The organism is Paenibacillus planticolens (assembly GCF_013141725.1).
Classification (GTDB): Bacteria; Bacillota; Bacilli; order Paenibacillales; family NBRC-103111; genus Paenibacillus_E; species Paenibacillus_E planticolens.
In genome coordinates this window covers 265,004-276,763 of the sequence record NZ_WHNZ01000061.1, presented here as the reverse complement: position 1 = coordinate 276,763, position 11,760 = coordinate 265,004, and the positions used below count along the sequence as shown (strand labels likewise).

The 11,760-nt window shown below is 49.4% G+C and carries 11 protein-coding genes; 10 read left to right on the top strand and 1 reads right to left on the bottom strand.

The features are described 5' to 3' along the window. Positions 1–6: 6 nt before the first annotated feature. Both GC097_RS25680 and GC097_RS25675 read left to right on the top strand, forming a co-directional pair. The gene (locus tag GC097_RS25680) at positions 7–1,191 is read left to right on the top strand and encodes an ABC transporter permease (protein ID WP_171686122.1); all 1,185 of its coding nucleotides are present in this window, start codon (positions 7–9) and stop codon (positions 1,189–1,191) included. Next, positions 1,184–2,335 (top strand): ABC transporter permease, encoded by a 1,152-nt coding sequence (locus GC097_RS25675; RefSeq protein WP_171686121.1) that lies wholly within the window; start codon positions 1,184–1,186, stop codon positions 2,333–2,335. The genes GC097_RS25680 and GC097_RS25675 overlap by 8 nt, the downstream gene beginning before the upstream one ends. Positions 2,336–2,899: 564 nt before the next feature. Here the strand turns inward: GC097_RS25675 and GC097_RS25670 are convergent. Continuing rightward, complete coding sequence (locus GC097_RS25670) at positions 2,900–2,992, bottom strand: YjcZ family sporulation protein (RefSeq protein WP_171686120.1); 93 nt, start codon at positions 2,990–2,992, stop codon at positions 2,900–2,902. Between the two features lie 197 nt (positions 2,993–3,189). On the opposite strand from GC097_RS25670, the gene GC097_RS25665 reads away from it, so the two are divergent. The 8 genes from GC097_RS25665 to gntK all read left to right on the top strand — a co-directional run bounded on the left by GC097_RS25665 (position 3,190) and on the right by gntK (position 11,714). Next, on the top strand, positions 3,190–3,426 hold the full coding sequence (locus GC097_RS25665) for a DUF6953 family protein (protein WP_171686119.1): 237 nt from the start codon (positions 3,190–3,192) through the stop codon (positions 3,424–3,426). 216 nt (positions 3,427–3,642) lie between these two features. After that, positions 3,643–4,239, top strand: a complete 597-nt coding sequence (locus GC097_RS25660) for a YkzI domain-containing protein (RefSeq protein WP_171686118.1) — start codon at positions 3,643–3,645, stop codon at positions 4,237–4,239. Between the two features lie 180 nt (positions 4,240–4,419). Further along, positions 4,420–5,415 (top strand): LacI family DNA-binding transcriptional regulator, encoded by a 996-nt coding sequence (locus GC097_RS25655; RefSeq protein WP_171686117.1) that lies wholly within the window; start codon positions 4,420–4,422, stop codon positions 5,413–5,415. A 31-nt stretch (positions 5,416–5,446) separates the two neighbouring features. Further along, positions 5,447–6,427 carry an N-acetylglucosamine kinase gene (locus GC097_RS25650; RefSeq protein WP_171686116.1) on the top strand — a complete coding sequence of 327 codons (981 nt, stop codon included), beginning with the start codon at positions 5,447–5,449 and terminating at the stop codon, positions 6,425–6,427. 20 nt (positions 6,428–6,447) lie between these two features. Next, positions 6,448–7,749 carry a 6-phospho-beta-glucosidase gene (locus tag GC097_RS25645; protein ID WP_171686115.1) on the top strand — a complete coding sequence of 434 codons (1,302 nt, stop codon included), beginning with the start codon at positions 6,448–6,450 and terminating at the stop codon, positions 7,747–7,749. Between the two features lie 102 nt (positions 7,750–7,851). Next, a complete protein-coding gene (locus tag GC097_RS25640; RefSeq protein WP_171686114.1) occupies positions 7,852–8,856 on the top strand; it encodes a LacI family DNA-binding transcriptional regulator in 1,005 nt (334 codons plus the stop codon). An 18-nt stretch (positions 8,857–8,874) separates the two neighbouring features. Further along, the gene (locus GC097_RS25635; RefSeq protein WP_171686113.1) at positions 8,875–10,146 is read left to right on the top strand and encodes a nickel pincer cofactor-dependent isomerase, group 22; all 1,272 of its coding nucleotides are present in this window, start codon (positions 8,875–8,877) and stop codon (positions 10,144–10,146) included. Beyond that, entirely contained in the window at positions 10,143–11,714 is a 1,572-nt protein-coding gene (gene gntK / locus GC097_RS25630) for a gluconokinase (RefSeq protein ID WP_171686112.1), read from the top strand. Before GC097_RS25635 ends, gntK begins: the two co-directional genes overlap by 4 nt. Positions 11,715–11,760 lie beyond the last annotated feature (46 nt).

The window sequence follows — 11,760 nt, the reverse complement described above, 5'->3', positions numbered from 1 at the left end:
AGCGCGATGCAGATTTGGACGATTGCAAAATATGAAATAGTGCGAATGATGCGAATGCGTTACGTCATGCTCATCCAATTCGCCATGCCTCTCTTGCTCATTTTCATTTTGGGTTCCGCGCTTTCAGGCGCTTTCAAAGTAGAGGATCGGAACATAAAGCCCGTTAAATTGGACGTCGTTGCAGCGGACTCCGGTGCTCTGAAATCCGCCGTGGATGCGTTTCTTCATTCGCCCCAGCTGGGGAATCTCATTCAAGCCACGGCCGTTCCGTCGCGCGATGAGGCGGTCAAACATCTGAGAGCAGGCGATTCCGAGTTTGCGCTTATCATCCCGAGCGATTTCAGCGCCCGCGTGCTGGAAGGGAAGGAGGCGGAATGGGAGATGATTCTCGGCAATAACTACGAGCAGAATTTGACCGCTGAAACGGTGCTGCGCTCCTTCCTGGATAAAGTGAATCTGAACCAGGCTGTCTTCATTTCAGCCGGTCCGGAGGCGGCGGCTGAGCTGCAAAAACAGGGTGGGGCGGATTCCATCCCGGCATCGGGTGCTTCCTCTCATGTTAGGTTAGGCCATTTAACGGCGTCCAATTCCCAATATTCCGCTATGCAGTATTACGCGGCATCGATGCTGGTGATGTTTTTGCTATACTCCGGCTTGTCCACAGCGATGGGACTTCAAGGCGAGAAAGATAACCATACTTTATCCCGGCTTAATGCCATGCCTGTGCATGAATATAAGATTTTGCTTGGCAAAGTGCTCGGCAACGCGTTCATTTCGATCTGCCAAGCGGCAATTATCGTAGCGGGAACCGTTCTCTTTTATCATGTGGACTGGGGAACCTCATACGGGATGCTGGCGCTTGTTTGTTTTTTTGTCATCGTGGCGTCCATGAGTCTCGCAGTCCTCGTAGCCTTGATTGTGAAAGCGTCCAAAGGGATCTCTACCGTTTTCCAGATGATCGTTCTAGGCATGGCCTTTCTTAGCGGAGGATTTACTCCTCTTCCAGATGGATTGCTGAGTCAATTAGGCAATTTCACACTGAATTATTGGGCGATGCAAAGTATGTATCGCATTATGCTGGACAGCGATCTCTCCGTCTTAGGCCATCACGTGTTCGTTCTGGCATGCATAAGCAGTGGTTTGCTGCTCGTTTCCTTCATCGTTTACCGAAAGGCGGGATATCATGAATAGCTTGTATATCGCATTTAATATGCTTCGGCGAACGCTTTTGCAGAAGAGGGGCTTTCTGATCTATTTGCTCATTCCGGCTAGCCTTGTTTCCTTGATCATAGGTGTTGCTGGGCAGGAGAAGCATCAAGTTGATATCGCTTATGTCAACATGGATCGCGGTCCTCTCGGCGCTCATTTGGTGCAGGAGCTGATGCTGATTCCGGACTACAGTTTGCAGGAAGCTGCGTCTGAAGACGACATCAAGGAAGACGTGACAAAGCAAAAGGTCGGAGGCGCGTTCGTCATTCCCGAAGGATTCAGCGAGACGCTGCTCAAGGGTGCCGAGCCGCAAGTCGACATGTACCAGTTGAGTGTAAGCGAAGCTGCTGTTACGCTGAAAATAGCGCTTGACAGTATCCTTTCCGGCTATCAGGAGACAGTGGATGTGCACCGAAAGCAAGGACTTCAGGAGATCCAGCTTCAAGCAGCCGTGGAAAAGACCCTTTCCCAGATCAACAAACACCAAGTAAAGGCGCGTGTCACGGATTTGAATTTATATGTGAATCCGAGTATGCATCTGGTCATTGGGTTCATGCTGATGTTCATGATGGGAGTCGTCAACAACACCATCTCTGTTATTATGGAGGATCGGAGATTGCGGACGATGGCGAGAACCTTTACGGCCCCGGTTCGCTCGATCGAAATTATGCTCGGCAACTTTCTAGGCAGTTTTTTGGTAGGAACGCTGCAAGTGCTTGTTATCTTGATTGTTACCCGCTATGTGGCTCATTATGATTATGGACTTCCGTTCTTCTCGCAATTTGTCATGCTGGAGTTTTTCCTATTGGCCAGTATGGGCATTGCCAGCGCGGTTGCCGGACTGGTAAAGAATGCGTCGAATTTGGGCATGATCAATTCTCTGATCGTGACTCCAACCTGCATGCTCGGAGGCTGCTTCTGGCCGATAACGCTGATGCCGGACTGGATGCAGAAAATCGCCAACTTCGTGCCGCAGAAATGGGTGATTGACGCGATACAGCGTATGGCCGCGGGGCACGCTTTGTCCCAGATGTGGATGCACATGGGGGTGCTCACCTTGTTTGCTTTGATTCTTCTCGGTGTTGGAACTGTCATATTAAACCCGGAGGACGCAGAGGTTGGCTAGATTGTGCTGATGCGGGGAGGCTCCATGCCTCGCTTAAAGAGGGAGGGGAACTACAGGGCACTATTTTGCTGGAAACAGCCATTTAGGAGAGGGAAAGGGAACTAGGGGGTGCTATTTCACCATCCGAGCAGATATGTAGATCATTGAGGTGAAATAAGACCCTGCAGTTCCCCGCGGGTGCCCGAAATCCCTCTTTCTGCCGAAATAAGGGAACGAAGTTCCCACATTATGGGTGGGGCATCCTTGTTTGAGATAAGCGACGAAAAGCTCTGGAAGGCTGTTGGCTCAGTCTCTGTCCTCACTGACGGAAGAGGAGCCCTTATTCGCTAGAAAAGGGAATCTTCGAACATGTAATGGACACCACTGCTGCTACTTGCTCACTTGGGGGCTGATTTCGCCCTGAAATCGGCAAATAAAGTCTCTGGTGTCCTTTTGCAGAGAGACACGACGCTTTTCGCGAACTTAACGTCCGTTGTGTCCGAAGCGTGATGAGACATAGGATTGCTTCGACGAATAAAGGGCTGCCGGCATCATGCCGAGCAGCCCTTTCGTATATGGAGTTAATTAGATGAAGAACGCACTAGAAATAATAACTAACAAAATGAATAATACCAAAATTGCTGCCGAAGAATTATAGCCACCAACTGCATGACCCATTCAAAATCATCCTTTCGTTCCTAAAAGTCTGTTCGTTTGTCTTACATTGACAGCATATGGAGCTGCCCGAAGAAAGGAATGGGCTGGCAGGGCTGATGTGAATGATTGTGCTCTTGTACCTATCAGATTGATAAATCCAGAAGAAAATGTGCTACAATGGAAGGATGACTTTGATCAAGGTGAAGGAGAGAAAGACAATGGCTGATACGGCGAATGAAATAGCGGAATGGATGTTGGACAAGTTGAAGTCTGCGGGGATTTTGCATCAGAAAGAAGCGGTTGACCATATCATCCGTCATTATGGGGAATCCTTTATTTATGTTAATGAAAATGGAAATCAAGCCATTTCTAAAGAGGTTAAGAAAATTTTCAAGAAATTACATGGCGGCAGAGCAGCTTGGGAGCGCGATGGATTTTTCTGGGGATGGCATTAAATGGAACGCCTCTGCATAGCAGAATCTGCTTTCCGACCACTTACTATGCTGAAGCCGCGTTTAAACAGGCATCAGCTTTTTTTGTACGTTTTTCCTTAAAAAAATGTCAATAATCCAAGTTGCTAAAACATAGAATTCATAATAAGATAAGGATAAGAAGATAAGTTGTCTGAATATTTAAATAAAACAAAAGCATCAATTATGGAGGGGATTGCCGTGAGTAAGAGTCATGAAGTGGAGTACTGCAACCTAGAGTTACGATTTGATCGCCGGCTAATCCGGAACTTCATTAAAGCGCTCATTCAGGAAGGTTATTCTCTGTATTGGAACGAAAGCGAGCTGCAGTTCATCATTTCCATTCGAACAGGACGCAAGCTGATTAAGCTTAAGTTTGAGCGAATCGGCGAAAAGTATAAAATCGTGGGCAATTATTCGTTCAAAGACGAGAAGCTCGCGGAAATGATGGAAAAACTAATAGGCGATACACGCGGTCATGCCGTAGTCAAAAGATTCAAGGATCGGCAAATTCTCATTGAGAATATTATGTTCGGGGAAATTATTCGCATGGTTGAAATTAGCGGCATCGAACATAAAGTGCTGTATCAGAAGGAGCCAGCCGTGACAGTAGAAGAAGTCATGCAAGCGCTGCGATCCAAGCGTACCGATGAGCGAATTCCTATTTTGCGCATGGAACTCGATTATGAACTCGCCACTTTACATGATGCAATCGCATCAGGAGATGCCAAAGCCATTATGGAGAGTAAGACGAAGCTGATTGAAATGCGTCAAGAAATGCTCTTATTGGAGATGTGAGAATGAAAAGTGGATTTGAATAAGAAGAGAGCCTGTAGTTATACATACGGGACTCTCTTTTGTGTTTCTGGAGCACTTTTTTTAACAGCGGTCTTGTGAAGCCGGCAGGATTCGTTTATAATTTAAATTATAAAAGTTAAAGCGCTTTAACTTTCGAATGTCTTAGGAGTGGTTTCATCGGTGAAAGTCAGTATATTCGATGTTGCGAAGAAAAGCGGTCTCTCCGTTGTAACGGTTTCCAGGGTTATCAATGGAGCGGGTACCGTGAGGGAAAACAACCGGCAGCGCGTGCTGCAGGCGATGAAAGAGCTGGACTACCATCCCAATGCGGCAGCTCGCAGCTTGGCTCGAGGGAAGACCGGCGTCATCGGTCTTGCGATCACGACGCTCAACGACACATTCTTTGATGCCGTGGTCAAAGAAATAAACGAACGGCTCGCCGAAAGCGGGTATTTTTTAGCGCTATCCATTTCGAACGACGTATTTTCCTCGTTTGAAAATTCATTGTTTCAAGAGGATCGCGTAGACGGAATGATGATGCTATCGCCTACAAATGAAGAGGCTTATGTAAAGGAATTGCAGAGGAAGAAGATGCCGTTTGTATTGATGGACAATCAGCATATGGACAAGGCCGTCTCCTCCGTCATTGTGGACAATTTCAAAGGCGGATATGAAGCGACGAAACATTTGATTGAGCTTGGACATACGGAAATTGCTCATATTCGCGGTCCTGAACCGTTTATGAGCAGCCGTGAAAGGCAGCGCGGGTATTGTCAAGCGATGAAGGACGCCGGTATCAGTGATTTGTGGATCGAGCAGGGGCAATTTGCTGTCGCATCCGGTTATGAAATAGCGGAAAGATGGCTGCAAGCTGGCAAGAAGCCAACGGCCGTCTTTGCCGCGGACGACTATGTTGCCTTCGGTATTATCGATGCGTTTAAGAATAACGGCTTGCAGATTCCAAAGGACCTTTCGGTAGTAGGCTATGATGATCAAATTTTCGCTGCGGAGTTTCGTCCAAAGCTCACCACGGTGCGTCAACCGTCGGAGAAGCTTGGCAAGGCAGCCGTAGATGAATTGCTCCGCCTTATTGACGGAACAGCTGAAGGCCACCAAACGGTCGTGCTGGAACCGGAAATTGTGGTGAGGGAAACGACGGCCAGAATAAATAGCTGAAAGACATTAAGAAATAAGGAGCTCACGAACCATGAACTATTATTTGGGTGTAGATGCCGGCGGAAGCAAGACGTACACGCTTGTAACAGACGAGCAGGGGCATATACTCGGCAAAGGGCATAGCGGTAACGGGAATCACCAGATTAACGCTTCACAAGCGGAGGCTAATATTCGGAGCTCCGTAGAGATGGCCTTAACTCAAGCGAAATTATCTCGTGATGAGATTACGTTTGCCTTTTTCGGCTTGGCCGGTGCGGATCGTCCCATCGATTATGAGGTACTAAGACCCATGATCAAGGGCATGGGCTTTCCGCATTATGCCATCGCTTGCGATACGATGATCGCACTGAGGGCGGGAACCTCACAGCCTTTCGGCGTTGTGCTGATTTGCGGGAGCGGGACGAATAGTGCCGGCAAAAATCGGCAGGGACAATTGTTACAATGCGGCGGCTTCACCTATAAGTTCGGTGATTTCGGCGGGGGCGGAACATTGGCGGTCGAAGCTTTCAGGTCGGTTATTCGGGCTTGGGACGGCAGAGAACGGCCAACGCTGCTGACGGAAATGCTGCTGCAAGACCTGGGCTACAGCAAGGTTGACGAGATGTTTGACGATTATATGGATCAGAATAAGCCGATTCCGCTGCACATTGTCAAGCTCATCTTTAAGGCTGCCCAGCAGGGAGACGAGGTTGCACTCAGAATTTTGCAAGCGCAGGGTGAGGAGCTTGGCAAATCTGCTGCTGCGGTCATTAAGCGGCTTGGCATGGAACAGGAAAGCTTCGATATTGTGCTTGCAGGCAGCGTTGTGATGAGAGGCGAAGGCCCCTTTGTGCTTGAGTATATTGAGCGGGCGGTAAGACAAGTTGCGCCGAAGGCGTCCATTGTGAAGCTCACTGTCGAGCCGGTGGTTGGAGCCTTATGGCTTGCGATGGAAGCAGGCGGACAGCCTTTGAAGCCGGAAGTGTACGAAATGCTCCGAAACGTATCCGATTACAATGCCATACTACTATAAAGATTAGGATGTGAGCTTACTTGAGAGACGCATTGAAAATAGCGATCATTGGCGGAGGTTCGTCTTACACGCCGGAAATTGTTGAAGGTTTTATTTTGCGGTATGCGCAGCTTCCTGTGAAGGAATTATGGTTAGTGGATGTTGAGGAAGGGCGGCATAAGCTGGAGATTGTCGGGAACTTGGCCAAACGAATGATCGAAAAGTCGGGACTTCCGATTGATGTCCATCTAACGCTGGATCGCAGGAAAGCAATTGAGAATGCAGATTTTATTTCTACCCAAATGCGCGTAGGTCTTCTGGAGGCCCGGAAATGGGATGAGCATATTCCGAACAAGTACGGAATTATCGGGCAGGAAACAACAGGACCTGGCGGTATGATGAAGGCGCTGCGTACGATTCCTGTGCTGCTTGATATTTGCAAAGATATCGAGGAACTCAGCCCGAACGCATGGCTCTTGAACTTTACGAATCCGGCCGGCATGGTGACCGAAGCGATTCATAAATACTCGAATGTCAAAAGCATCGGTCTATGCAATGCACCCATCGGTTTGCACAAATGGTTGATGAAAAAATATGACGTACAGCCTCAGCAGATTTACACGGAATTTGTCGGTTTAAATCATTTGCATTGGGTGACTCGCGCCGAGATTAATGGGGAAGACAAGCTGGGCGAGCTGCTGGACCGCAGAGAAGAATTCAGCGGCAAAAACGTGCCGGCCACTGAATGGGATGCAGATTTCTTGCGCTCCTTGCAAGCGTTGCCTTCGTATTATTTGAAATATTTCTATATGACGGACATTATGGTGCAGGAACAACTGGCTTCCATGAAGGCGAACGGGACTCGTGCCGAAGTGGTGAAACGCGTGGAGGATGAGCTGTTCGAGCTCTACAAGGATCCGAACCTGCAGGAGAAACCGAAGCAGCTTGAGAAACGCGGAGGCGCTTATTACTCGGAAGCGGCAGTTAACTTGATGGATTCTCTTTATAATGACAAGCGCGACATTCAGACGCTCAATGTGATGAATGGCCATATGATCGACTTTTTGCCGGAGGATGCCTGCATTGAAGTGAACTGCCTTGTGACCGCCCAAGGTCCTGTTCCGATCGGACTGACGAAAGTGCCGGACCATGTCAAAGGCCTCATGCATGCGGTCAAAACGTACGAGGCTCTTACGATCGAAGCTGCGGTTACGGGCAGCAGAGATTTGGTGCTCCAAGCCCTCGTTCATCACCCGTTGGTGCCGTCCGTTGGGACAGCCAAAACGCTAATGAATGAAATGCTGGAAAAGAATAAGCCGTATTTGCCTAAGTTTTTTGCTTAAAATAAAGCTATGCCGCTCCCTGCGAAGGGAGTTTTTTTTGTTGTAAAAAGACTATTGTTAACGTGTGCATAGTTATGATATGCTTCTAGTAGAGGTGAAGGAATGAGCGTAACCATTAAGGATATTGCTAAGCTAGCGGGTGTGTCTCATACCACTGTTTCCAGAGCGCTCAATAATAGTCCGCTAATTCAGGAAGAAACGAAAGAACGTATCCGCCTCATTGCCGAACAGTTGGATTATACGCCTAATTATAGTGCCAAGAGTTTGGTGCTCGATCGTTCGTATAATTTGGGTCTGTTCTTTACCACACTGAGTAAAGGTACTTCTGCCGGCTTCTTCTATGAAGCAATCCGCGGTGTGAACTCGGTTATTCAGGACCGTTACCAACTGATTGTCAAAGGAATTGATGACTACACGAGCTTTCAATCGATTACCCGCAAAAGCTTTGACGGGATCATCGTTGTCTCGCAAAGCGATGACGATCAAGCCATCATTGATCATATCGCAGGTAAAGGCATCCCGCTCGTCGTTCTCAACCGGCCGGTCTCCACGGCAGGCGTGTTGAATATCCTTTCGGACGAAGAACAGGGCGCATTTCTGGCATGTTCCTATTTAATTGAACAAGGTCATACTCGCATTGCGCTGATTGAGGGCCGCAAAGGCTTCAAATCCGCCCAGAACCGGAAAGACGGCTTCGAAAGAGCGATGAAGCATTACGGGATAAGCATTCCCTCCGTTTACCGAATGCCGGGCTTATATGATTTAGAGAGCGGTCATAAAGCGATGCAGCAGTTTCTGGCATTAGCGGACCGACCGACCGCCGTTTTTAGCTGTAACGACGAAATGGCCTTAGGAGCAATGAAAGCGATATCCGAAGCCGGGATGCAGGTGCCCGCGGATATATCCGTTGTCGGCTTTGATGATACGGTTTTCGCTGCCTACGTAACGCCGGCTTTAACAACCGTCCGCAGGCCTATTGAACAAATTAGTAAAGAAGGCGCCGTACGGCTCCTTGGAAATATTGAGAATAAGCAGCACGAAACCGAGCAGGTGCTCTTGAAGACAGAGCTCGTCGTGCGGGAGTCTGTCAAGAAGCTGTTAACATAAAGAAAGAGGGAATAGTCGATGAGCATTTTGAGAGAGCTGTTAAAGGATATTCCAATCCCGCAAATAGTGAAGATCCGCCAGAAATTTGATCGTACGATTTTGGAAAATCCGGAGCAGGAACTAGCGGATAAGCTTGCCAGCAGCGGCGTGATGGAAACCATTCTTCCAGGCCAGCAGGTTGCTGTTGCCGTAGGCAGCAGAGGCATTGCGAACATTGCGGGGTTTACTAAAACGACGATCGACGCAATTAAGGCGAAAGGCGCATTCCCGTTCATCGTGCCCTGCATGGGAAGCCATGGCGGCGCGACGGCAGAAGGACAAACGGAAGTGCTGCTGCACTTCGGCATCACGGAAGCGACAATGGGCGCTCCGATTCGTTCTTCGATGGAAGTCGTTAAAATTGACGAACTGCCTAACGGTTTGCCCGTTTATGTGGATCGTATCGCTTCTGAAGCGGACGCCATTGTCGTTATTAACCGCGTGAAGCCGCATACAGCGTTCCGCGGACGCATTGAGAGCGGTATCATGAAGATGATCGCGATCGGGCTTGGGAAGCAAAAAGGCGCTGAAGCTTGCCACCAGCTTGGTTTCAAGTATATGGCCGAAAATGTGCCGGCGATGGCTAATCTCATGATCCAGAAGCTTCCGATCGTGTTTGGCGTAGCTCTGGTGGAAAATGCTTATGACGAGACTTGCCGTGTGGAAGTGCTGCCGGCGGCTGAAATCGAAGAGCGCGAAGAGAAGTTGTTGATTGAGGCGAAAGCGCGTCTGCCGAAAATTTTGTTCGATGAAATTGATGTGTTGGTCATTGATTATATTGGCAAAAATATTAGCGGCGACGGCATGGACCCTAATGTTACAGGCCGTTATCCGACGCCTTATGCGCACGGAGGACCGGATGTTGCGAAGATGGTCGTGCTGGACCTGACGCCGGAAACAAAAGGGAACGCGAACGGCGTAGGCACAGCTGATTTTACGACACAGCGCTTAGTGGATAAAACCAACCTGGAGTTTACCTATGCCAATGGGTTAACGTCGACGGTATGTGCGCCAACGAAAATCGCCACTACCCTGGAGAATGACTTATATGCCATTAAGGCGGCGGTGAAAACCTGCAACATTTTAGATTATACGACATGCAAACTGGTTCGGATTCAAGATACGCTTCATCTTGGCGAAATCGAAATTTCCGTGAATTTATTAGACGCAGCGCGCGTTCATCCGGATATTGAGATTTTAACGGAGCCTTATGAACTTTCATTTGACGCAGAGGGGAATATTAGCAAATGACAGACCGACAAAGTACCCTCAAGCCCTACATCATTGCTGCTGACATCGGTACAACAAGTACGAAAACGCTTGTAATCTCGCGCGAGGGGAAAATTCTGGGATCCCACTCCATCGAATATCCCCTCTTTACCCCGACGCCTGATCGGGCGGAGCAGGATCCGGATCAAATTTTTGATGCGGTCGTGCAAGGCATCGGCGAAGTCGTTCGCAAGGCAGGCGTCACGCCTGACCAAGTGCTCTGCGTCTCCTTTAGCTCAGCTATGCACAGCCTTATCGCTGTGGACAAGAACACGAAGCCGCTGACGGCTTGTATTACCTGGGCGGACAATCGCAGTTCGATGTATGCGGCGGAATTAAAGCGCAGCGGTCTCGGGCAGCAGATTTATTCCCGAACCGGCACGCCGATTCATCCGATGTCTCCGCTGCTCAAGCTGATGTGGTTCCGTGACAACGAACCTGGGCTAATGAATGAAGCATACAAATTCATCGGCATCAAAGAGTATGTTTTCGCGAAGCTGTTCGGCCGCTATCTGATTGATCATTCGCTTGCCAGCGCAACGGGATTGTTCAACCTGGAGGATTTGGATTGGGATGCGGAAGCGCTTGGTCAAGCCGGTGTGACTGCGGATCAGCTCTCAGAGCTCGTTCCGACGACATATCGCGTTGAGGGCCTTAGCGCCGAATACGCCTCTGCGATGGGCTTGTCTCAGGATACGCCGTTTATCGTGGGGGCATCCGACGGCGTCTTGGCGAACTTAGGCGTCGGCGCATTCGAGCCTGGCGTCGTTGCCGTCACCATCGGCACCAGCGGCGCCGTGCGCAGCGTAGTGACAAAGCCGCAAACCGACCCGGAAGGCAAGCTGTTCTGCTATGCGCTGACCGAGAAGTTTTGGGTCGTTGGCGGACCGATCAACAACGGCGGTATTGTTTTCCGCTGGGTGCGCGATCAAATCGCTACCGCGGAGTCCGAGGAAGCGCGCCGTCTGGGCATGGATCCTTATGACTACCTGACGGAGCTCGCCTCCCAAGTGAAAGCAGGCTCTGACGGGCTGCTGTTTCTGCCGCTTCTTTCCGGCGAACGCGCACCGTATTGGAATGCGAACGCCCGGGGAGTCTACTTCGGCCTTTCGCTAAGCCATCAGAAGAAACATATGATTCGCGCGGCGCTGGAAGGCGTCATGTTCTCCATCCAAGCCGTGGCCACGTCGCTGGAGCGGATTATGGGACCCGCGGAAGTGATTCGCGCTTCCGGAGGTTTTGCCAGATCTGAATTCTGGCGCCAGATGATGACGGATATGTTGGGGACTTCGGTTACCGTGCCTGATTCCATCGAAAGCTCAGGAATTGGAGCTGCTTTGTTAGGTTTGCTTGCCATGGGTGAGATTGACGATTTGGCCCATGCGCACAATTGGATTCAGGTTGGAACGGCTCATGAGGTGAACGAAAGCAATTATCGCGTATATCAACAATTGACATCTATTTATACAAGCGTATATCATCAGTTAAAAGATCAATTCGACGCGATAACCGCCTTTCAAGGTCAGCACCTTCGGAGCCCTCAACCATAAATTTGCTTAAGCGTCTTGCGGCGCAAATGTTCCAAGCATAATGTTA